The organism is Methylophilus sp. 5, from assembly GCF_000515275.1.
Classification (GTDB): domain Bacteria; phylum Pseudomonadota; class Gammaproteobacteria; order Burkholderiales; family Methylophilaceae; genus Methylophilus.
Window position 1 is genome coordinate 2,318,455 of record NZ_KI911560.1, and the last position, 22,805, is coordinate 2,341,259.

Genomic DNA, 22,805 nt, shown 5'->3' on the forward strand with positions numbered 1-22,805 from the left:
TGGGACACCCAAACATGCAAAGCCTGATTCATCCTACCGCAATCATAGACCCTAAAGCCGAGCTGGATAGCTCGGTAGAAGTAGGCCCTTATACCACTATTGGCGCTGGTGTGCGCATTGATGCAGGCACGACAATTGGCCCGCATGTGGTGATTGAAGGGCCGACGACCATCGGCAAGCACAACGAGATTTTTCAGTTTTCTTCGCTGGGTGCCAAGCCGCAGGACAAAAAATTTAAAGATGAACCAACGTTGCTGGAAATCGGCGACCACAATACCATCCGTGAGTTTTGTACCTTTAACCGTGGCACCGTGCAAGATAAAGGCACCACTAAAATTGGCAACCATAACTGGATCATGGCCTATGTGCATATCGCCCATGATTGCATTGTCGGTAATCACACCATCATGGCGAATAATTCATCGCTGGCTGGGCACGTGACTATTTACGATCATGCCATTTTGGGAGGCTTCACGCTGATTCACCAGTTTTGCCAGATTGGCGAACATATCATTACGGCGGTTGGTTCTGTGGTATTTAAAGACATTCCGCCTTATGTGACTGCTGCAGGCTACGACGCCGAGCCGCATGGCATCAATGCAGAAGGTCTCAAACGTCGTGGTTATAGTGCTGAGACCATACAGCAAATCAAACGCGCCTATAAGGTGCTGTACCGCCAGGGCCTGTCGTTTGAAGAAGCCAAACTTGCTTTGGCCGAAATGGAAAAATCTTGCCCGGAAATTGGCTTGATGACCCGTTTTCTCGCGCAAACCACGCGCGGCATTGTGCGTTAATTCAAAGATACTATGGCTAAGATTGCAATGGTGGCGGGAGAGGCCTCGGGAGACTTGCTGGGCTATCACCTCATTCAGGAGCTGAAGTCACTACAGCCTGAGGTTGAGATTTTTGGTATTGCTGGCCCTAAAATGATGGGCTTGGGTGCTCAGTCATTGTTCCCGATAGAGCGGCTGTCCGTGCGTGGTTATCTTGAGGTGCTCAGGCATTTGTGGGGCTTGTTAAAGCTGCGCAAGCAGCTTTATAAACACATCCTTAAAGAGCAACCTGACGTCTTTATAGGCATTGATGCGCCAGATTTTAATTTTTGGCTAGAACGTAAACTCAAAGCCAAAGGGATTCCGACGATTCATTACGTCAGCCCTTCCATCTGGGCCTGGCGTCCTAACCGAATTCATAAAATTAAACGCGCGGTGTCTCACATGCTGGCGCTGTTTCCATTTGAGCCTTCGCTTTATCAGCAAGTTGGCGTGCCTGTGACTTATATCGGTCATCCTTTGGCCGATGCGTTGCCGATGGAGCCCGATGTTGGCCTAGCCCGAGAAAAACTCAAATTGAAAAAAAATCAGGTGGTGATTGCCATGTTGCCTGGCAGTCGTCAGTCAGAAGTGGCGTTTCATGCAGAGCTACTGCTCGAAACTGCGATTGTATTTGACCGCCTGATGCGCGAAAACGGGCAACAAGTGCAGTTTCTGGTGCCGCTGGTCACGCGCGAAACACGTGATATTTTTACCAGTGCCTGGCATCAGCTCTTAACGCAAAAACCTGATACCACCATAGACCTGCAAATCATGTTTGGGCATGCCCATGATGCCATGACCGCGGCAGATGCCGTGTTAGTCGCATCTGGCACGGCAACGCTTGAGGCCGCCTTGCTTAAAAAACCGATGGTGATCACTTACAAAATGTCTAACATGAGCTGGCGCTTACTTAAACGCATGCGCTTGCAACCTTATGTTGGTTTGCCTAACATTTTGGCCGGCGAGTTTATTGTGCCCGAGCTACTGCAAAAAGAAGCGACGCCTGAGCAAGTGGCACAAACGCTATACAATTTGCTGGCAGATAAAACCGGCCTGGCCATCTTGCAAGAAAAATACCGCCACATTCATGCCCAGCTCAAACAAAACAGCGCGAAAAAAGCCGCCGCTGTGGTCAAGCAGTTTTTACAGGCCTAATGCATATGCAACGATTGTGCGGCATTGATGAAGCGGGCAGGGGGCCATTGGCTGGCGCAGTCTATGCCGGTGCAGTCATCCTGAATCCGGCGCGCCCTATTAGTGGCCTGGCCGACTCAAAAAAACTGTCCGAAGCCAAACGAGATGCGCTGGCAATTGAAATCAAGGCACACGCCTTGGCATGGGGCATTGCCAGCGTCAGCGCACAAGAAATCGACCAGATTAATATCTTGCAAGCCAGCTTGCTTGCCATGCAGCGTGCTTACCAAGCCATGCTTGAGCAGTTTGGTGTGCATGCAACCTTAATCCAGGTCGATGGTAACCGCACGCCAACCTTTGAGTTACCTTGTGAAGCCATTGTAAAAGGCGACAGCAAAGTGGCTGAAATCTCTGCAGCGTCCATCCTCGCTAAAACCGCCAGAGATGCCTCCTTGCTGGTATTAGATGCACAGTATCCGCAATATGGCTTTGCACAGCACAAAGGTTACCCCACCGCGCTACACCTGGCGCGCTTGGCAGAGCATGGCATCACGCCTGAGCATAGACGCAGCTATGGGCCAGTTAAAAAGCTGATTCTTTAAACTGCATACAACAGCAATAAGCAGACATTAAAAAGCCGCTCATTGAGCGGCTTTTTAATGTCTGCTTTAATTGGTGACTTATTCAACCAGCAACTCAGTTTTGCCTGTTTTGCCATTCATGGCATCTGCATCTGGCAGCGGGTCTTTACGTGCCGTGATGGTGGGCCATACGGTTGAAAGGCGGGCGTTGAGGGCGATAAAGTGCTGTTGATCAGCTGGTACGTCGTCTTCAGAGAAAATGGCTTCTGCAGGGCACTCAGCAACGCACAGGGTGCAGTCAATGCACTCGTCAGGGTTAATGGCCAGAAAGTTAGGGCCTTCAACAAAGCAATCTACCGGGCATACATCAACGCAGTCGGTGAATTTGCACTGAATACAATTTTCGGTTACTACATAAGTCATGTTTTAAATCCTTTGTGGGCTTTTTGAGCCAAAACGATATTTTATTGCAATTTAATCAAATTGACGATGCATGGCTTTGTGCCTGATCAAACAATCATGCCAGCGCCAACGGTGTTGTTGCTGCTTTCGTCAATGACGATAAAAGCCCCTGTGGCGCGGTTTTTGTCGTAGCTGTCAACCATCAGTGGTTGCGCCAGTTTAAAGGTGACGCGCGCGATATCATTCATTTTGAGGTCGGCTGTTGCTTGTTGCTCTAAGGTATTCACATCCACTTTGTATTGAATGCTGCCAATTTTGGCTTTAGATTCACGCGTGGTGTGGCGCACGATATAAGTACGGGCCGGGGAGAGCGGTGTCTCGGACAGCCAGCATACATGCGCTTCAATTTGCTTGACTGCTTCTGGCGCTTCACTGGTTTTAACGATCATGTCACCGCGTGAGGTGTCAATTTCGTCTTCTAGCAATAGCGTGATGCTTTGCTCTGTTTGCGCACTTTGCAGTTGCTCGCTGCCGAGTTGAATCGCTTTTACTTTTGACTGATAGCCATTTGGCAACACCGTGACGGCATCACCCACGGCAATTGAGCCAGACTCAACGCGGCCCATAAAGCCACGGAAGTCATGCAACTCTGGATTGGCAGAGTCATGTGGACGGCAGACAAATTGCACTGGGAAGCGGAAGGCCTCAGCCTGATCGCTGTGGGCAGCAGGCGCGGCTTCCAGAATATCGAGCAAGGTTTCGCCCTGATACCAGTTCATGTTGTCCAGGCGATCTACCAGCATGTCGCCATTGAGCGCAGACATGGGCATGAATTTGATGTCGCGCGCTTGCGCCAGGCCAATTTCGCTGGCAAAAGCGATGTAGTCTGCTTTAATTTTTTCATAAGTGGCCTGGTCATAGTTCACCAGATCCATCTTGTTCACGGCGACCACGATATGCGGAATCCCAACCAGATGCGCCAGATAGCTGTGGCGGCGTGTTTGCGTCAACACGCCTTTACGCGCATCAATCAGGATGATCGCCAGGTTAGCGGTTGAGGCCGCAGTCACCATATTGCGTGTGTATTGCTCATGGCCAGGCGCATCGGCAATGATGTATTTACGGGTGCCGGTGCTAAAGTAGCGGTAGGCCACGTCGATGGTAATGCCTTGTTCGCGTTCAGCTTGCAGGCCGTCGGTTAGCAGTGACAAGTCGACTGCTTCCATGCCGCGCTTTTGTGAGGTGCGCGCAATATTGTTCAGCGTATCGGCCAAAATGGTTTTGGTGTCATACAGCAAGCGGCCAATTAAGGTACTTTTGCCATCATCCACGCTGCCGCAGGTCATAAAGCGCAGCAAAGAGTCGTTATGTTGAGTTGTCATATTAAAAGTAACCTTCTTTCTTACGCTGCTCCATAGAAGCCTCGGAAGTTTGATCGTCCAGGCGGGTCGCGCCGCGCTCGGTAATGGTGGTGGTCGCGGTTTCTATCACGATTTTGCTCACATTGTCGGCGTCGGAAATCACCGGGGCCGTACACGTCACGTCACCCACCGTGCGAAAGCGCACTTGCATGTTAATGACTTCTTCGCCTGCTTTCGGCTGGTTGATCAGCTCGCCAGAGGCCAGGGGCACATTAACCGGGAAAATAGCGCCTTGGCGCATGACAATGTCGCGCTGGTGTGCAAAGTAAATGCTAGGCAGCTCGAGTTTTTCGCGCTCGATATATTGCCAAACGTCCATTTCAGTCCAGTTTGAGATCGGAAACGCACGGATGTTTTCGCCTTTGTGCACGCGGGCGTTATACAGGTTCCACAATTCCGGGCGCTGGTTTTTCGGGTCCCACTGGCCAAACTCATCACGGAAACTCATGATGCGCTCTTTGGCACGGGCTTTTTCTTCGTCACGACGCGCGCCGCCAATGCAGCAATCAAAACCAAACTCTTCAATCGCTTCTAGCAAGGTCACAGACTGGTGCTTGTTGCGTGGCTCATCCGGGGTTTTTAACACCACAGTGCCGCGTTTCATGGAGTCTTCTACCGAGCGCACAATCAGGCGTTCGCCCAGCTCGGCCGCACGCTGGTCACGAAAGTCGATAACTTGCTGATAGTTGTGACCAGTGTCGATATGCATGAGCGGGAAAGGGAAGCGGCCAGGGCGGAACGCTTTTTCTGCCAAACGCAAAATGCACAGTGAGTCTTTGCCGCCCGAAAACAATAATACCGGATTGGCGCACTGGCCTGCGACTTCGCGCAAAATATGAATGGCTTCAGCTTCTAGCCAGTCGAGATGAGATAAAGGTTGTTTTGTTGTCATAGCTTTCAAATCTAGCCGCGGATAAACGCGGATAAACGCAGATAAAATCCAAAATCAAAAATTTTTAAGCTTTAAATACATCGCGATTCGCTAGAAACATTTGCGTTTATCAGCGTGCATCTGCGGCCAGTTATTTCTTTACATGCAAACCGCACTCTTTGCTGTCCGGGTTTTCCCACCACCAGCGGCCAGCGCGAATATCTTCACCCATGGCGACTGAGCGCGTACAAGGTGCACAACCGATGCTGGGGTAAAACTGGTCATGCAGGCCGTTGTAAGGCACTTCAAACAGCCTGATATAAGCCCAGACTTCTTTTTCTGTCCAGTCACTCAGCGGGTTGAATTTTTCCAGCTTGTTGCCGGCGTCATATTCGCGTGTCGGCAACTGGCTGCGGGTAGCTGCCTGTTCGGCGCGCATGCCGGTAATCCAGGCTTGTTTGCCAGACAACGCGCGTTGCAATGGCTCAACTTTGCGCATATGGCAGCAGGCTTTACGCAGCTCTATGCTTTCGTAAAAAGCATTGATGCCTTGGGTGCGCACGTAGTTTTCCACGGCTTCGTGTTTTGGGAAAAACACCAGCGGTTTAATGACGTAAGTTTGCTCAACATCGGCCATCAGTGTGTAGGTTTCAACAGGCAGGCGGCCGGTATCCAGCGAGAAAATCTCAATCGCCAATTGTTCTTTGGCGATCAGGTCGGTGAGCACCATGTCTTCAGCACCATAGCTGTTGGCAAAGGTAATGGCCGGAAACTCAGCGGCAGCCGCTTGCAGCAACGCCAATGCTTGCGCACGTTTGGCGTGGACGCTGGCGATGAGCGCCTCTGTCAGCTCCGGGCGCGTGGCCGGATTGCTGGCAGCTGGTTTGAGCATGCTCACGCCGAAACTCATGCGCGGGTGATCCTGCGCCAGACCGGCACGTCTGCGACACCACCCTGGTAAGGCTGGCTAAAGTCATTGAGGCTAGCCAGTGCGTCTGCGGCAGAGCGGTCAGCACGGACCAAAAAGCTGGTAAAGCCGGCCCGTTTGTGAAAAAACAATTGGTCACGCAATACGTCACCAATGGCACGCAATTCGTTTTTAAAGCCAAAGCGAGTACGCAACCAGTTGCCCAGCGTGAAAATACGGCCGTCAGCAAAGCGCTCCACAAACACGGCAATCAGCGGCAAGGTGTTCAGGTCGCTAAACTCTGCCTGTAAGGCTTCGGCAGTTTCATTGGTGGCCAGGATGATGCCTAGCTCGCCAGCCACCAGGCGTGGTTGCAGCTCGTCTTTACGTGCTTGCCAGATTGTTAGTGGGACCAGAATTTTGCCTGTGGCAGGAATGTCGGTGCTGGCAATTTGTTCGGCAGTGTAGGTTTGTTCGCCCGTGAGTTTAAACAGCACCACTTTACCGGCTTGTTTACGCACAGACTCTTCACCGGCCGCTGGCGGCACAACGCGGGTCCATTCATCTGCCACAATGTTGGCTTGACCGTTGGCGGCCAATTGAATCAGTTGGCTCATTATGCAGTTTCCTTTTCGGCGTAAACATGGGCTTTAAATGGTGCCACGCCCAAGCGACGCACGGTATCAATAAAGCGCTCTTCATCCTGGCGCTCACGTACATACACCTCAATCAGGCGTTGTACCACGCCCGGCATTTCGTCTGCCGAGAATGAAGGCCCAATCACAGAGCCAATGCTGGCATCATTACCTTGTTTGCCACCCACTGACACCTGATACCATTCGGAGCCATCTTTATCGACGCCCAAAATACCAATGTGGCCGACGTGGTGGTGACCGCAGGCATTCATGCAGCCAGAAATATTAAGTTCGAGGTCGCCGATTTCATGCAAGTAATCGAGGTTGTCAAATTGCATTTGAATCGCTTCGGCAATTGGGATCGACTTGGCGTTGGCCAGGCTGCAGAAATCGCCGCCCGGGCAGCAGATAATGTCAGTCAGCAAGCCGATGTTCGGCGTCGCCAAACCAGCGGCGTGGGCTTGTTGCCAGACGGCAAACAGGTCAGACAGTTGCACGTCGGCCAAAATCAGGTTTTGCTCATGTGATGAGCGTAATTCACCAAAGCTGTAAGCGTCGGCCAGGTCTGCCACCACGTGCATTTGCTCACTGGTGATGTCACCTGGCGCTTTGCCGTGTGGCTTGAGTGACAGGGTGACTGCGCGATAACCAGCGACGCGGTGCGGTTGCACGCAGCGCTTTGCCCAGGCCGCAAAGGCCGGATTGCTGGCAACTGCAGCATCAAAGCTTGCATCGTGCGCTGGCAACGTTTTGTAAGGCATAGGTTCAAAATACTTGGCGACGCGATCCAGCTCGTTTTGCGTGATGGTTAATGGGCCATCTTTGAGGTGCGCCCATTCTTCTTCCACCTGGCGTTTAAATTCGTCAATGCCGAGTGCTTTAACCAAAATTTTGATGCGCGCTTTGTACGCGTTATCACGGCGACCATGAATGTTATAAACACGAATCACGGCTTCGCAGTATGACAACACATGTTGCCATTGCAGATGCTCGCGAATGACGGTGCCCAAAATAGGCGTACGGCCCAAGCCACCACCCACCCAGACTTTAATCGCCATCTGGTCTTGGTCATCTTTATAAAACTCGAGGCCAATGTCGTGCGCTTGCACAATGGCACGGTCTTTTTCTGTGCCTGACACCGCAATTTTAAATTTGCGTGGCAACAGTGCAAACTCAGGGTGGAACGTGCTCCACTGGCGCATGATTTCTGCAATCGCACGTGGATCAATCACCTCGTCCGGTGCAATGCCCGCAAACTGGTCAGTCGTAATGTTACGAATGCAGTTGCCTGAAGTTTGAATGGCGTGCATTTCAACAGTCGCCAAATCCGCCAGAATGTCCGGCGTGTCTTCCAGCTTAGGCCAGTTCAATTGCAAGTTCTGGCGGGTGCTGAAGTGGCCATAACCACGGTCGTATTGCTTGGCAATATCGCCGAGCTTGCGCAATTGCTTGCTTGATATCAGGCCGTAAGGCACGGCGATACGCAGCATGGGCGCATGGCGTTGAATATACAGGCCGTTTTGCAAGCGCAGCGGGCGATATTCTTCATCGGTTAACTCGCCAGCCAGATAGCGGCGTGTTTGGTCGCGATATTGGGCGACACGTTCGTTGACAATTTGTTGGTCTATAGGGTCGTATTTGTACATGCTTGAGTCACTTTGTTCGCAAAAAGCGAAGAGGCAATATTTTAATGGAAAACTAGCTTAAAGCCTACAAAAATCAATATCATAGCTAGCGCAATGCGCACCCAGTGCTCTGCCACGCGAGAACTCAGGTGGCTACCGAGATAAATGCCTGGAATGGAGCCTATCAGTAAGGTGCCCAATAATTGATAGTCTATGGTGCCTAGCGAGGCGTGGCCGAGGCCGGCGATCAGCGTTAGTGGCACGGCATGCGCAATATCACTGCCAACAATGGTGGTGATTTTTTCTTTTGGGTAGAGCAAAAGCAGCGCGGTGACCCCCAGTGCGCCTGCGCCAACCGAGGTGAGAGTGACCAATGCGCCCAGCACCACACCCAGTGCCACGGTTGAGCCTGGCACAAAGCGCGCCGGAATCCATGCTTCTTTTGCCACCAAAGACATCAGTTTATTACGCAATAGCACGGCGACTGAGGTCACAATCAGTGCAATGCCTAGCCAAAACTTGATGGCGGAGACGGTATTGCCGGACTGCAGGTCCATGCTGTGCAAGGCCCATAGCGTAAGCATAGAGGCGGGTAAGCTGCCTGTGGCCAGGCGTTTGACGATCACCCAGTCAATGTTGCCAAGTTTGCCATGGGCAAAAATGCCTACCGACTTGGTGATAGATGCGTAAAGTAAATCTGTGCCAACCGCCACGGCCGGTTTGATGTTATAGATTAATAATAGGATAGGCGTCATTAACGAGCCACCACCTACACCTGTTAAACCCACCAAAAAGCCAACCACAAACCCTGCCAGTATGTATCCGAATTCCATGAGGAGTATCTTAAAAACTATCAGCGCGGGATAGTAGCAGGCTTTTAATGATTGATTTAATAATCAGATGTTCTATGATATAGCATTTGGTTATATGGGGTAGGCGATGAAATTCCACCAGTTGCGCTATGTGCACGAGGTTGTGCGGCAGCAATTAAACATTTCTGCGGCATCTGAAGTATTGCATACATCGCAGCCGGGTGTCAGCAAGCAGATCCAGTTGCTTGAAGCCGAGTTGGGTTTGCAGATTTTTCAGCGCAACGGCAAACGCTTGATTGGCGTGACTGAGCCTGGTCGAAAAATCGTTGAGTTGTCGGCGCGCGTCATGCTAGATATGCAAAATATCAAACGTGTTGGCGATGAATATAGCCGCGAAGACACCGGCGAACTGACGATTGCGACTACGCATACGCAGGCACGTTATCGCTTGCCTTCTGCAGTGAAGCAGTTTATTGCGCAATATCCCAATGTTAAGTTGACCATCCATCAGGGTAACCCGGCGCAAGTGACCGAGTTGGTGGCCTCAGGTGAAGCGGATGTTGGTATCGCGACAGAAAGCATCAGCAATGATGAGCGTTTGTCATGCCTGGCTTGCTATGAGTGGAACCGCTGCCTGGTGGTGCCGCCTGAGCACGCGCTTTTAAACACTGATCAGGTGACTTTAAAAGACTTGGCCAGCTACCCCTTGATTACCTATGACTTTGCTTTTACTGGCGGCACGCTAGTGTCCAAGGTGTTTCACGATGCAGGCTTGCAGCCCAATGTGGTGTTTACCGCCATTGATGCCGATGTGATTAAGACTTATGTGAATTTGGGCTTGGGCATAGGCCTTATTGCTAATATGGCTTATGAACAAACACGCGACGCACCGCTCAAAAGCCTGGATTGCAGCCATTTGTTTCCTGATAGCACCACCTATCTCGGCGTACGGCGCGATGCTTTTCTGCGCGATTACATGCTGAACTTTATTACCATGCTGTCGCCGCAGTATGACAAACGCACCGTACAACGTGCGCTACATCAGGACTTGTGATCGTAGTCACAATCAAGCTGCCTGCGCCATGCTGTAATCAACCAGTTCATTATATAAAGGTACCATCATGCGTTTATTCATTTTGTGCATGCTGTGTTGGTTGAGTCTCAGCCTGGCATGGGCAGCACCCGCCCATGTGCGTGTGATTGGTAAAGGCATGCCGGATATTGACCTGGATAACGCGATTTATGAAGTCCCGGTTAAGCCTGGCGTCACTTATCAAGACCTGGTCGATAGTTTGAAGTCGATTTCAGAGGGCATGAACTTCGTCAATCCAGCCAATTTTCCGATTGGTGCACATATGAAGCTGCGTGGCCAGGATCCACAAGGCGTGAAAGAAGTGCGCACCTTTTGTAACTTAAGCATGGGCACCGAGATTATTCTCGACCACCCTGAGTTCTTGGTATTTGCACCTTGCCGCCTGGCGATTTATGAAAAACCTGATGCCAGCGGCAAGCGCCAACTCTATCTTGGCCTCGACCGGCCGACGCACGATTTAAAAAACATCAAGCAGCCCACCGCCAGGGCGCAAGTCTCTGCACAGCAGCTTGAGGATGCGTTGATCGAACTGATGGAAAAAGCACGCCGTGGTGACTTCTAATATTCATTACAAAGACATTTTTAAGCCACAGAGAGCACAGAGGCCACAGAGAAGATCCCTGCAACATGCGATTTAGTATGTTCTTATACGCTGTAGCTGGCATTCATTGGTTTTCTCTGTGCGCTCTGTGTCCTCTGTGGCTAATGTTTTTAAACAATTTCGCGCTTCCGGCAAAACAACAATCTTCCTCTTTTATCAGCCATCGCCTATACTCAACTTAACTTTAATTGTTTGAGTACACGCCATGGTTCAACCTATGCTTATCGCAAAAAATAATGATGTCGACAGCGTGATGCTGCCAAAAATGGCTAACCGTCATGGCCTGATTGCAGGCGCCACCGGCACAGGTAAAACAGTGACCTTGCAAAGTCTAGCTGAACAGTTTTCGCGTATTGGTGTGCCGGTGTTTATGGCGGATGTTAAAGGTGACTTATCCGGCATGAGCCAGGTGGGTGGCGGTAACGCCAAGGTCGAAGCGCGCGTGCAGCAATTGGGGCTGACTGATTATGCCAATAAAGCTTATCCGGTGATGCTGTGGGATATGTTTGGCGAAAAAGGCCATCCGGTACGTACCACGTTGAGTGAGATGGGGCCGTTGTTGCTGGCGCGCATGTTGAATTTAAATGACGTGCAAAGTGGTGTGTTAAATGCGATTTTTAAAATTGCTGATGACAATGGCATGCTGTTGCTGGATATGAAAGACCTGCGCGCTATGGCGCAGCATTGTGCTGAAAATTCAGCTACTTATCAAACCCAGTATGGCAATATTTCCACCGCCAGCGTGGGCGCGATTCAGCGCTCTTTGCTGCAACTGGAAACAGAAGGCGGCGACATCCTGTTCGGTGAGCCAGCCTTAAATCTCGAAGACATGATGCAAACCGATGCTAAAGGATTAGGTTTTATTAATATTCTGGCAGCTGACAAGTTGCTCAACTCGCCACGCGTGTATGCGACGCTGTTGCTGTGGATATTGTCCGAGTTATTTGAAAAATTGCCTGAAGTCGGCGACATGGAAAAACCCAAATTGGTGTTTTTCTTTGACGAGGCGCACTTGTTGTTTAACGATGCGCCTGCAATTCTGATGCAGAAAATTGAACAAGTGGTGCGCCTGGTGCGCTCCAAAGGTGTCGGTGTGTATTTTGTGTCACAAAACCCGCTGGATATTCCAGACGTGGTACTGGGACAATTGGGTAACCGCGTGCAGCATGCTTTGCGTGCATTCACGCCGCGTGACCAAAAAGCGGTGCAGGTGGCCGCGCAAACCTTCCGCGCGAATCCTAAGTTAAATGTGGCCACAGCCATCACTGAGTTGGGCGTGGGCGAGGCGCTGGTCTCATTTTTGGATGAAAAGGGCGCACCGACGCCAGTTGAGCGCGTGTTTGTTTGCCCGCCAGAAAGCCGGGTTGGCCCGGCGACCGATGCCGAGCGTAAACAGGTGATGGCGCAGTCACTGGTGGCAGGCGTCTATGACAAGCTGGTTGACCGTGAGTCTGCGTATGAGATTCTTAAGAAACGGGCAGAGCAGGCAGCCTCTGCCGATCAGGCAGACACGCAAAAGGAACAAGAGGGATCAGGCTTTGATCTCGGCGGCATATTGAGTGGCAAAACCAGTCGCTCAGATTCGGTGCTGGAGTCTGCCGCTAAATCTGCAGCGCGTGCGATTGGTTCGCAGCTTGGGCGTGCCATTATTCGCGGCGTGCTTGGCTCGATTCTTGGTGGCAGCAAGACCAAGCGATAATCGTTTACCTACGTCAGCCCAATCAGGACATCTGCATGTTAAGTGATATCGACATCGCCCAGGCCGCTGCGCTACAGCCCATTGTAGAGATTGCTGCCAAAGTCGGTTTGTCGTCACAAGATTTGCATGCGTATGGCCAGCATATGGCCAAATTGACGCAGGCGACTGTCAACCGTTTGCATGCGCAGCCTGCCAAAGCCAAGCTGGTTTTGGTCACGGCAATCAATCCGACGCCCGCCGGAGAGGGTAAAACCACGACGACGGTTGGTCTTACTGACGCCTTGAATCAGGCGGGCTATCACGCAATGGCTTGCTTGCGTGAGCCCTCCCTTGGGCCCGTGTTCGGTATGAAAGGTGGCGCGACTGGCGGAGGCCATGCGCAGGTGGTGCCGATGGAAAACATCAACCTGCATTTTACCGGCGACTTTCACGCGATTAGTGCTGCCAATAATCTGCTGGCAGCCCTCATCGATAACCATATTTACCATGGCAATGCCTTGCAGTTTGATACCGTGAGCTGGCGCCGCTGCATGGATATGAATGATCGGGCCTTGCGGCGCATCACATTAGAAAATGAGGTACACACTGGCTTTGATATTACGGTGGCCAGTGAAGTGATGGCGATTTTTTGCCTGGCGACCGATCTGGCGGATTTAACACGCAGATTGGGTCAGATTCAGGTGGGATTGAATCAGCAGGGAACCCCAATTTTGGCCAGTGACTTACAGGCCGAAGGCGCCATGACCGCCTTATTAAAGGATGCTTTTCAGCCTAACCTGGTGCAAACGCTGGAAGGTTCACCGGCGTTATTGCATGGCGGCCCCTTTGCCAATATCGCGCATGGCTGTAACTCATTGGTAGCGACGCAAACGGCGTTGCGCCTGGCTGATTATGTCGTGACTGAGGCAGGCTTTGGTGCTGATTTAGGCGCCGAAAAGTTTATGGATATCAAATGTCGCCAATCCGGCTTGCGGCCGGATGTGGCGGTGATTGTCGCCACCGTGCGTGCGTTGAAATACAACGGTGGCGTGGAAGTCGCCGATTTGAATACGGAGAACCTGGCGGCACTGGCGGTTGGTGTGGCCAATTTAAGAAAGCATATTGAAAATTTGCGCCAGCATTTTGGGTTGCCGGTGGTGGTAGCGCTCAATCATTTTACCGCTGACACAGAGGCGGAAGTTGCTCTGGTGCAAGCTGCCGTTGAGGCGCTGGGAGCCAGCCTGCATGTGTGTCGCCATTGGGCGCAAGGCGGAGCTGGAGCATTAAGTCTGGCGCATGCTGTGGCTGACCAAGCGCAACAAGGGGCTGCGCCACGCTTGCTGTATGCAGATGATTTATCGCTGTCAGAAAAACTGACGACCATCGCGCAGTCTATTTATGGCGCCAGTGGCGTGACTTACAGTGAACTGGCCCAACAGCAATTAACGCAGATGGCCGAGGCTAGCCTTGGCTTGCCGGTGTGTGTGGCTAAAACACAATATTCGCTCTCTTGTGATGCCAAGCTACGCAACGTGCCACAACAGCATGTCTTGCATGTGCGTGAGTTGCGGTTGTCACGCGGCGCCGGGTTTGTGGTGGCGATTTGCGGCGAGATTATGACCATGCCTGGCTTACCCAAGCAGCCTGCCAGTGCCCGCATTAGCGTCGATGCCAATGGTAGAATAGCTGGCCTTTCCTGACGTATTTGCCATGTTAACCTTTAGCCAACTCGGCCAGGCCGAGCAAACCATTCATAAATCCCGTTTTATTGCCCGCGCTAAGCGTTGTGAAGACGAGCGCGAGCTCGCCTTGTTTTTGCGCCAGTTTGCCAGTGAGCATCAGACGGCCGGGCATTTGGCGTATGCCTTTCGCATGAAAACGGCAGAAGGGATCGTGGCGCGATTTTCTGACGCCGGCGAGCCTGCGGGCACGGCGGGTAAGCCCATTATGCAGATGCTGGACGGGCAAAATTACGTCAACTGCTGTGTCGCGGTCGTGCGCTATTATGGCGGCATTAACCTTGGCACTGGCGGGTTAGTGCGTGCCTACGGTGGTACTGCCAAGCAGGCGATGGAGCAGGCGGGTAGCATGCCATTTGTAGAAATGGTGCATCTCAAAGTATCTACCAGTTATAAGCGTGTCGATGAGTTGACGCGTGAAGTGCAAAAATGTCATGGTGAAATTTTGGACAAGCAGTTCGATGAAGCTGTCCATTTTTTGCTCAAATTACCGCTAGACGCTGCCAAGCAAATACAAGCCAGGTTTTAACTGGCCACTTTTATCAGAACATCATCAACCGGAGCCCGTGGTGACCCAAACCCAACGATTTGAGACTGCAACCTACATTTTAATGGCGGTGTTGATGTGGCTGGTATTGCAAGTGCAATTGCTGCCAGCCTTGCTGGTTGGTTTGCTGGTGTTTGAGTTAATTCACGTGATTTCGCCGCTCATTGCACGTAAATTACCAGGAAAATACGCCAAATGGCTGGCAGTGGTGTTGATTGCCACGCTGGTGATCGGCTTGCTGGTAGCGCTGGGCATGGGTATCGTCACCTTGATTCGCAGTGATGCTGGTGGCCTGGCCGTGTTGTTCGACCAGTTGGCAAAAATTATTGAAGACTCGCGCAAGGTATTACCGCCATGGCTCAATGAACGTTTGCCAGACGATGCGATTACCTTACAACAAACGGTGATTGACTGGTTGCGTGCACATTCTGCTGATTGGCAGCTGCTGGGCAAAGAGGCCGGGCATCATCTGGCGCATATCCTGATCGGCATGGTGATTGGCGCCATGATCGCCTTGCATGACGTGCAAACCAAGGCCAACCATCAGCCATTTGCGCAAAGCTTGTTGCAGCGTATCACCTTGTTTTCACAGGCCTTTAAAAATATTGTGTTTGCACAGGTGAAAATTTCTGCCGTGAATGCCGCGCTCACCGGGGTTTACCTGGCGGTGATTTTGCCTTTATGTGGCGTGCATTTGCCATTTACCAAAACCATGATTGCCATTACCTTTTTGGTCGGCTTGCTGCCGGTGATTGGCAACCTGATTTCCAATACCGTGATTGTGATTGTCAGCACCAGTCATTCATTTATGGTGGCCATGGGCTCGCTGGCGTTTTTAATCGTCATACACAAGCTGGAATACTTTCTCAATGCCCGTATCGTCGGCGGACAGATTCGTGCCTATGCCTGGGAGTTATTGTTGGCGATGCTGCTGATGGAGGCGACGTTTGGGTTGCCGGGGATTGTTGCCGCGCCTGTATATTATGCCTATATTAAAAGCGAGTGCCGTGAACGTGGCTGGGTATAAAGGTCATTTTTTAAATAAATCAGGCTCGCCGTGGCGAGCCTGATTTATTTTGTGGCTTCAGTTTAGATATTGGTTTTGCTTATCTCTTGGTTTGGTTTATTTCAGTTTATATAAGCGGTTTTCCAGTGTTTTGCCACCGCTCATTTTGTCCATCTGGTCGCCACTGACCAGGCTGAGTTGCGCCAGCCTGTCGTCCGGGTGTGGATGGGTCTGGAACAGCAGTGCCACGCTGCCATCATTGTTATTAATGGTTTCCATGTCCTGCAGTACTTCGGCCAGGCCATAAGCTTCGTAACCTGCACGCGCTGCCAGCACCGTGCCCATGCTGTCGGCTTCAAACTCGGCGCTTTTATCTAAATTACGTGCGCTGATTTCTGCGCCCGTTGATACCGCACGTTGCGTCAGTTTGTTTTTGCTGATTTTATCTTTGAGAAAAGAAGTGCCCGCATCCAGCAATGCCTGTTTTTGCATTACTTTCAGGTGATGTTTTTGCACCACGTGCGCGATTTCATGCCCCAGTACACCTGCCAGTTGTGCTTCACTGGTCAGGCGCAGGTACAGACCTTTGGTGATCAGCACATAGCCGCCAGGCGCGGCAAAGGCGTTGACATCATTGCTATCAATCACGCCAAAATGCCAAGGTAAATCGGCACGCTCGGATTGGCTGGCGACCCAGCGGCCGACCTTGTTCACGTATTGCTGTAGTTGCGCGTCATTCACCAATGGCGCAGCACCGAGGATGGTGCCGGTGAAATTGCGGCCAACCGCAATTTCATCTTCGCGGCTAGGGTTTCTCCAGTTAATGTTAGCCAGCTTGTCTTGTGCCGAGGCGTTAATCTGCGTGTCATTATTTGCAGTGGTAGGCTGTGTCTTGCTGCCAGTACCCAGTTGTTCATTCACTGCATCTTTGAGCACACCTTTAAGGTCCAGCGCAGACGCGGTGCCCCATGCTAGGCTGCTGCACAACGCAAGCGCGATGGCCTGTTTTAAGGTCTTGTTCATTGTGCGCTCCCGGTAAAGTAAGGATAGCTGCGGCTGCTGAGTCCGCCGTTGCTGGCAAACTGTTTGGCTTCGTCTGCATTCACGGTATAGCTTTCCAGTTTTTTGGTTTCTGCTTCGTTAAATTGCGCTGTTTTTAGGTCTTCGGCACTTAGGCCGCGGATGCCCGTTGTCGACACGACTTTGCCTGTGCCGCTACGGCCAGTCGCTACGCCCACCACACCAGCGACATTGCTACCGCCAGTGCTGTTGCGTTTCACCGTGAGCAACCGCACCCAGCCAGTTTTGCCCGCTACCTTAATTTGTAGCCAGGCGCCTTTTTTCGTGAGAATGTCTACGGCATCGTTTTTATTGACGCTGCCCACCACTTTGGCATCACTAAACGTATCTGCGCGCAGTTGGTCGGCTTTGAGTGCCACCCCGGTTTCGGCGGCAACTGCCTGGCTGCACGCCAATGCTGTCACCAGCCAGATTAAGCTTTTTTTCATCATGCGTTGTTCTCCAGATTATTATTAGTCGTCGTTGTTTCTGTACTCGATAAATGCGTCATTTCCAGTTGTATCATGGCTTGCGCAAACAATATACGCCAATGTGCCGCCAGTTGTGACGCATGGTTGGCAATCTTGCCCTGATGTGTGCTGTAACGCACGACAGGCGCGCCAGGTAGACTCAGTTGATTGAGTAATGTTTGCAGTTGGGCAGACAATTGCTGGGCATCTTGTTGCGCCGCCTCACGGTAGGTGGTTTCGGGCGCATATTGCCAGCTGACCATGACCATATCGCCAAATAAGCCCCAGATGCCGCTTTGGGTGCCGGTTAAAATATCAATCTGCGTCGGCGCACGACAGGCTTGCTCGATTTCGCGACGAATGCGCTTCATCGCCGCATCGCCCAATGTTTCAGGGCTTTCAATCGCAATTGGCATTAGCAGGACTTCCAGTTCTGCGCTGTTTGAGGTGAGGCCGAATGCCAGCCAGCGTTGTAAAGCGCGGTCGGTGGCCAGTGCGTAGATTTTAGCCACCCCAAAATAAGCCACCGCCCAGAAAATAGGCGCGGCCAGGTCTAAATAGGTGTGAAACAGGTTAATCGCCAGGTAAGACAACACCAGCAAGCCAATCTGGCTGCCGGTAAACACGCCGTTAAAGCGGTCGCGGTCTACCTTAAAGTAAAACGCCAGCGTAGTGAGCCACACCAGTAAAAAGCTCAGCAGGATATAAGGCAGTTTGCCGCGCCACACTTTGAGGTAGTCCTGGTGCAGGCTGTTATCCAGCGCGGTGGCTAAAATCTCCACGCCGGGAAACTGTTTATCCATGGCGGTCGGTTTAATATCGAACAGGGCTGGGGCGGTAGAGCCGATGATGACAATTTTGCCCTTGAATTCATCTTTGACGCGCGTTGGTTTGGCGCTGGTGAGGTCACGATACACATCGCTAAAACTCACATAGTGGTAGGTAAACGGCTTGCCGCGCCAGTTGAGCAACATTTCATCGGGGGTGTTATGGCTGAGGTCACCCTCGGCATTGGCGACGACCAGCGGCAGGGCGGGGAGCGTCCAGCCACGGTCCTGATGGCGCATGCGATATTGCCTGACCACGCCATCGTTATCCGGGTAAACATTATGTGTGCCCAGGCGGCCAGCTTTCCAGGCGCCTTTAAAGTAAGGCGGAATCGCCGCAAACGTGGCTTGGCTATCTGCATCGGCGGCGGCAACCAAGCCGGGGATTTGCGCATATTTGAGCTGGCTTTGGTTATCCTGGCTAGTATCCAGGCGCAGCAATGGAAAAAAGCAATGCTGGCAATCGGTAATGACATCATTAAAGTAGCTGTCGCTATCGGGGTTATAAACATCCGCATCCGAAAACACAATATCAAACACAATCGCCGCTGGCTGTTGCTGTTGAATATTTTCGACCAGCTCACCAATGACCTGGCGCGGCCACGGCCAGCGGCCATACTCTTTGGCCATGGCATCCAGGCTGGCTTCATTGATGTCGACGATGACGATAGACGGGTCAACTGCCGGTTTGAGAATGCGGTTCTTGACCATCAGGTCAAAGGCTTTGTCGCGCATATTTTGCCCGACATGAAACACGGCGGCGTCGAGCAAGATCATGACGCTGAATAATAGGGCCAGATACAGGTAAAAGTTATTCTTTAGTTTTCGGGTCAGGCTGGCCAGCCAAAAGCCCAGCATCAATTTGAGTTTTAACATATCGCTCCTTTGTTATTGTTCGCCTGTTCCTGGCTTTGCTTATTCCTGATCTTGCTTGCGATTGACGCCGGATGACCCGAACGGGTCATTGTGACCACCTAGCATCGTCAGTATTCTAGCAACATCACAAGGACGCAGCGATGATCAGCTGCTTAAATCTGAACATTTTATTATTCGGGTTTTTGCTTTTGTTCATCATCGGCATCGTGGATGCTTTTGTGTGATTGTGGCGTGTTTTTCAAGTTTAAAGTCTCTTTATAGCCCCGCCAATGCGGGGTTTTTTCTTTTCTAATCCCCCTTATTATTTTATCTTTTTGTCAGCGGCGTAGTCAGGCCCGTCATATAAGCTTCACGCCAGTGAAAACTCTCTGACATACAGTTTTTCAAGAATGCTCATGGTGACACCGCGTCGATACGGCGAGGTGGCAAACGATATGTATATTAATCATCGCATTCAGAGAGGATGTTCATAAATGAAGCTAAAACCTTGGGTGATGGCTGGCGTGCTAGGGGCAGCAGCGCTGTCTCAGGCGCAGGCAGCAGAGTTGATTCAAAACGGTGGGTTTGAGGTGCAGGGCGTAGATAGCTACGATATTCCTGGCTGGCAAGTCGCCGAGCAAGGCTTTTTTGGCAGCGTATTGTCACAATCCGGTACGGTGACAGAAGTGACCGGCAATACAACGGTTGGTGCTTATCAAGGCAGCTACTATGGCTTGCTGGATAACTACGGTCTCGCGGCTAACGTGTTGTACCAGTCATTTACAACCGCGGCGGTGAGCCAGGCGACCTTGTCATTCCAGATGTTTGTGAATAACCAGAATGCGACGACCGAGATTGATGCCGCAGGCCTGGATTACAGCGTGGATGCGACTGACCATGCTAACCAGCACGTACGTGTGGATGTGCTCAAAGCAGGTAGCGATCTGTTTTCTACCAATAGTGCAGATATTTTGCAAACACTGTATGTCGGTGGCGCCAATGGCGGCCTGGCAGTCAATGACTACATTAACTACCAGTTTGATCTTTCATCCAGCCTGGCAGCGGGTGGCAGCTATGTGTTGCGTTTTGCCACGGTCGCTAACCAGAGCTCATTGCAGTTGGGCCTGGACAATGTCAGCTTGCAAACGGTGTCATCCGTACCAGAAGCAGATACCAATGCCTTGATGCTGGCTGGTTTGGGTTTGATGGCGGCAGTGATGCGTCGTCGCTATTCATAAATTACAATATTAAAACCTGATAAAGGAAATGATCATGCAATTGTTTAATGTAAAACGCACTGCCATGGTAGCCATGCTGCTGGGCTCACAACTTCTGTCTCACGTAGCGATGGCCGAAGATGCACAGTTCTGGCTCAATGATGGTGCCGCCAGCCTGAATGACAGCAAAAAACTGGTACCAAACGCTAAAAAAGCCAAAAACGTGATTTTGTTTGTGGGTGATGGCATGGGGATTTCTACCGTGACCGGCGCACGCATTTTTGAAGGTCAACTCAAAGGCATTGATGGCGAACGCCACAGACTGTCTTTTGAAGAGTTTCCTTATGTTGCGCTGTCTAAAACATACTCTACCAACCAGCAAACGGCTGACTCTGCCCCAACCATGACGGCCATGATTTCTGGTGTAAAAACCAATGATGGTATTTTGTCATTGAACCAGTCTGTGGCTCGCAATGAGCCTAGCCCAACCGTATTAAATGCTAACAAAGTGACTACCTTGCTGGAGCAGGCTGAGCAAGCAGGCAAATCCACTGGCGTAGTATCGACTGCACGTATCACCCACGCCACACCTGCCGCGACCTATGCGCATATCTCCAACCGTGACTGGGAAGCTAACGCGAACTTGTCGGCCGCCGCTGCCAGCAATGGTGTGAAAGATATTGCAGCACAACTGATTGATAACTTTGGCACTGGCAAAATCGGTGACGGTATTGACGTGGTGTTTGGTGGTGGCCGTAGCTACTTCCTGCCAAACAGCATTACCGATATCGAAGGCACCAAAGGTCGCCGTACTGACGGCCGTAACCTGACACAAGAATACGTCAGCAAGTTTGGTGGCGTGTATATTGAAAACCAGACCGCATTCAATGCGCTGAACCCGGCAACCACCACTAAAGTATTGGGCCTGTTCAATCCATCACATATGGAATACGAGCAAGATCGCCCAAATGACATTGCTGGCGAACCTTCACTGGCAGACATGACAGGTAAGGCGATTGATATCCTCAAGAAAAACCAGAACGGTTACTTTTTGATGGTAGAAGGTGGTCGTATTGATCATGCCTCTCACGCGGGTAACGCTTACCGTACCTTTAAAGATGCAGTGGCCTTGTCTGATGCAGTGCGCGAAGCGGCCTCTAAGGTGAATATGAATGAAACCTTGATCATTGTGACCGCTGACCACAGCCACACATTGACTATTGGCGGTTATCCAAAACGCGGCAACCCGATTTTGGGTAAAGTGGTTGAACCAGGCAAAACCACACCAACGCTGGCAGCAGATGGCAAGCCTTACACCACAGTGAGCTTTGCTAACGGCCCTGGCTACCATACCAACTCCCCAGGCGACGCTGTGTACAACGAGTCTATCGCTGCTGGCCGTGTGGTCGATATGTCTGGTGTAGATACTGAAGATCCTGACTTCCACCAGGAAGCACTGGTGCCACTGAGCTCAGAAACCCATGCCGGTGAAGAAGTCGCGATTTACGCGATTGGCCCTAAAGCCTACCTGGTGCATGGTGTACAAGAGCAAAGCTATATCTACCAGGTCATGAAAGATGCTTTTGGTTTTTAAGTTAAAGTACGCTGGTAAATAGTGAGTAATGGCAGGGCAGCTTAAAGCTGCCCTGATCCCTTTGAGTTGGAACGGACACAACATGATATTTAAAAAATCAGCTGGATGCCTGGCGCTGCTGTTAATAAGCGCTACCGCAATGGCAGATGACGTGGTGAATGCACGTTATGAAACCGTGCAATGCGCACAGCCATGCAACGCAGAAGAGGCCAAGCATGTACAGTGGTGGTTGATGCGTGACACCAACCAGGTCGAGATACGCAATCTGTATCAAAACGGTGAACCGGCGCATCACAGCAGTCTGTGGTTAAAAAAACCGGCCGGGCAAATGAATTATGTGTATTTGATGCATGATGAGCGTCGCGCCATTGATTATGCCGATGTTGATTTGAAGCTGCTGTCTATTAAAACGGATGAGCAGTTCTGGCAGTTAAAATCACAGCTGGTGAGTGATAGTGAACTGGCAAGCTTGCAAAAAGTGGCTGCCGAGTCTGGCACGCAATATGGTTATCCAGTAGAAAAATATGTAGGTACTTTGGGGAATGGTATCCATAGCGAAGTGTGGTGGATTCCGGCCTTGAAACTGCCTTATAAGGTGGCTTATAGCTATCCGCAGCACACGGTGAATATCCAGATGCAGTCGCTGCAACCAGCCGCCAAGGCTGATCAGTCGGTAGAAGTCGCACCAGCGACCTCATTGACCGCGCTGAGTAATTACCAGCATGTGGATTACACTGATCTGGGCGATATGGAACATAATCCTTCAGAAATGCAGTGGCTGGCTAAGGCGCACGGTGCACCTGGCTTGCAGGGGCACAGTCATTAAGCATCAGCTGGTTTGCGCGCACATGAGCACTAACTTGCTCGGTTAACACCCGTCTCAAACACGCCACATCGACGCAGCGAATTTGTGCTG

The 22,805-nt window shown here is 51.3% G+C and carries 22 protein-coding genes; 12 read left to right on the forward strand and 10 right to left on the reverse strand.

The genetic code is table 11. The features are described 5' to 3' along the window. Positions 1–14 precede the first annotated feature (14 nt). Genes lpxA through rnhB form a run of 3 tightly spaced genes read left to right on the forward strand, consistent with a single transcriptional unit; the run spans position 15 to position 2,551 of the window. Entirely contained in the window at positions 15–794 is a 780-nt protein-coding gene (gene lpxA / locus METH5_RS0111215) for an acyl-ACP--UDP-N-acetylglucosamine O-acyltransferase (RefSeq protein ID WP_029148603.1), read from the forward strand. Positions 795–806: 12 nt separating this feature from the next. Further along, on the forward strand, positions 807–1,970 hold the full coding sequence (gene lpxB / locus METH5_RS0111220; RefSeq protein ID WP_029148604.1) for a lipid-A-disaccharide synthase: 1,164 nt from the start codon (positions 807–809) through the stop codon (positions 1,968–1,970). Then, positions 1,970–2,551 carry a ribonuclease HII gene (rnhB, locus tag METH5_RS0111225; protein WP_029148605.1) on the forward strand — a complete coding sequence of 194 codons (582 nt, stop codon included), beginning with the start codon at positions 1,970–1,972 and terminating at the stop codon, positions 2,549–2,551. The genes lpxB and rnhB overlap by 1 nt, the downstream gene beginning before the upstream one ends. A 78-nt stretch (positions 2,552–2,629) precedes the next feature. Here rnhB and fdxA read toward each other — a convergent pair whose 3' ends face one another. From fdxA to METH5_RS0111260, 7 genes are all read right to left on the reverse strand, one after another. Beyond that, a complete protein-coding gene (gene fdxA, locus METH5_RS0111230; RefSeq protein ID WP_029148606.1) occupies positions 2,630–2,953 on the reverse strand; it encodes a ferredoxin FdxA in 324 nt (107 codons plus the stop codon). 86 nt (positions 2,954–3,039) lie between these two features. Further along, complete coding sequence (gene cysN / locus METH5_RS0111235; RefSeq protein WP_029148607.1) at positions 3,040–4,314, reverse strand: sulfate adenylyltransferase subunit CysN; 1,275 nt, start codon at positions 4,312–4,314, stop codon at positions 3,040–3,042. Position 4,315: 1 nt separating this feature from the next. Further along, positions 4,316–5,245, reverse strand: a complete 930-nt coding sequence (gene cysD, locus METH5_RS0111240) for a sulfate adenylyltransferase subunit CysD (RefSeq protein ID WP_029148608.1) — start codon at positions 5,243–5,245, stop codon at positions 4,316–4,318. Positions 5,246–5,375: 130 nt separating this feature from the next. After that, positions 5,376–6,134: a phosphoadenylyl-sulfate reductase gene (locus tag METH5_RS0111245; RefSeq protein ID WP_029148609.1), complete on the reverse strand. Its 759-nt coding sequence runs from the start codon at positions 6,132–6,134 to the stop codon at positions 5,376–5,378. Further along, the gene (locus METH5_RS0111250) at positions 6,131–6,748 is read right to left on the reverse strand and encodes a DUF934 domain-containing protein (protein ID WP_029148610.1); all 618 of its coding nucleotides are present in this window, start codon (positions 6,746–6,748) and stop codon (positions 6,131–6,133) included. The genes METH5_RS0111245 and METH5_RS0111250 overlap by 4 nt, the downstream gene beginning before the upstream one ends. Beyond that, complete coding sequence (locus METH5_RS0111255) at positions 6,748–8,412, reverse strand: nitrite/sulfite reductase (protein ID WP_029148611.1); 1,665 nt, start codon at positions 8,410–8,412, stop codon at positions 6,748–6,750. The genes METH5_RS0111250 and METH5_RS0111255 overlap by 1 nt, the downstream gene beginning before the upstream one ends. A gap of 41 nt (positions 8,413–8,453) precedes the next feature. Beyond that, positions 8,454–9,224 (reverse strand): sulfite exporter TauE/SafE family protein, encoded by a 771-nt coding sequence (locus METH5_RS0111260; protein ID WP_029148612.1) that lies wholly within the window; start codon positions 9,222–9,224, stop codon positions 8,454–8,456. Between the two features lie 106 nt (positions 9,225–9,330). Here METH5_RS0111260 and METH5_RS0111265 point away from each other — a divergent pair, with 106 nt between their 5' ends. From METH5_RS0111265 to METH5_RS0111290, 6 genes are all read left to right on the forward strand, one after another. After that, positions 9,331–10,257 carry a CysB family HTH-type transcriptional regulator gene (locus METH5_RS0111265; RefSeq protein ID WP_029148613.1) on the forward strand — a complete coding sequence of 309 codons (927 nt, stop codon included), beginning with the start codon at positions 9,331–9,333 and terminating at the stop codon, positions 10,255–10,257. A gap of 67 nt (positions 10,258–10,324) precedes the next feature. Continuing rightward, complete coding sequence (locus METH5_RS0111270) at positions 10,325–10,858, forward strand: DUF302 domain-containing protein (protein WP_029148614.1); 534 nt, start codon at positions 10,325–10,327, stop codon at positions 10,856–10,858. A 244-nt stretch (positions 10,859–11,102) separates the two neighbouring features. After that, positions 11,103–12,596 carry a helicase HerA-like C-terminal domain-containing protein gene (locus METH5_RS0111275; RefSeq protein WP_029148615.1) on the forward strand — a complete coding sequence of 498 codons (1,494 nt, stop codon included), beginning with the start codon at positions 11,103–11,105 and terminating at the stop codon, positions 12,594–12,596. 35 nt (positions 12,597–12,631) lie between these two features. Continuing rightward, on the forward strand, positions 12,632–14,275 hold the full coding sequence (locus METH5_RS0111280; RefSeq protein WP_029148616.1) for a formate--tetrahydrofolate ligase: 1,644 nt from the start codon (positions 12,632–12,634) through the stop codon (positions 14,273–14,275). A 10-nt stretch (positions 14,276–14,285) separates the two neighbouring features. Further along, positions 14,286–14,843 (forward strand): YigZ family protein, encoded by a 558-nt coding sequence (locus tag METH5_RS0111285; RefSeq protein ID WP_029148617.1) that lies wholly within the window; start codon positions 14,286–14,288, stop codon positions 14,841–14,843. Between the two features lie 40 nt (positions 14,844–14,883). After that, positions 14,884–15,888 carry an AI-2E family transporter gene (locus METH5_RS0111290; protein ID WP_029148618.1) on the forward strand — a complete coding sequence of 335 codons (1,005 nt, stop codon included), beginning with the start codon at positions 14,884–14,886 and terminating at the stop codon, positions 15,886–15,888. Positions 15,889–15,984: 96 nt separating this feature from the next. Here METH5_RS0111290 and METH5_RS0111295 read toward each other — a convergent pair whose 3' ends face one another. Genes METH5_RS0111295 through METH5_RS0111305 form a run of 3 tightly spaced genes read right to left on the reverse strand, consistent with a single transcriptional unit; the run spans position 15,985 to position 19,099 of the window. Then, on the reverse strand, positions 15,985–16,890 hold the full coding sequence (locus METH5_RS0111295; protein WP_029148619.1) for a M48 family metalloprotease: 906 nt from the start codon (positions 16,888–16,890) through the stop codon (positions 15,985–15,987). Then, the gene (locus tag METH5_RS0111300) at positions 16,887–17,378 is read right to left on the reverse strand and encodes an SH3 domain-containing protein (protein ID WP_029148620.1); all 492 of its coding nucleotides are present in this window, start codon (positions 17,376–17,378) and stop codon (positions 16,887–16,889) included. Before METH5_RS0111300 ends, METH5_RS0111295 begins: the two co-directional genes overlap by 4 nt. Then, on the reverse strand, positions 17,375–19,099 hold the full coding sequence (locus METH5_RS0111305) for a CHASE2 domain-containing protein (protein ID WP_029148621.1): 1,725 nt from the start codon (positions 19,097–19,099) through the stop codon (positions 17,375–17,377). The genes METH5_RS0111300 and METH5_RS0111305 overlap by 4 nt, the downstream gene beginning before the upstream one ends. Before the next feature lie 473 nt (positions 19,100–19,572). On the opposite strand from METH5_RS0111305, the gene METH5_RS0111315 reads away from it, so the two are divergent. From METH5_RS0111315 to METH5_RS0111325, 3 genes are all read left to right on the forward strand, one after another. Then, the gene (locus METH5_RS0111315) at positions 19,573–20,316 is read left to right on the forward strand and encodes a PEP-CTERM sorting domain-containing protein (RefSeq protein ID WP_232411026.1); all 744 of its coding nucleotides are present in this window, start codon (positions 19,573–19,575) and stop codon (positions 20,314–20,316) included. 34 nt (positions 20,317–20,350) lie between these two features. Next, complete coding sequence (locus METH5_RS0111320; protein ID WP_029148623.1) at positions 20,351–21,889, forward strand: alkaline phosphatase; 1,539 nt, start codon at positions 20,351–20,353, stop codon at positions 21,887–21,889. A gap of 139 nt (positions 21,890–22,028) precedes the next feature. Next, positions 22,029–22,715, forward strand: coding sequence for a hypothetical protein (locus tag METH5_RS0111325; RefSeq protein WP_232411027.1), 687 nt, complete (start codon positions 22,029–22,031; stop codon positions 22,713–22,715). Positions 22,716–22,805: the final 90 nt, after the last annotated feature.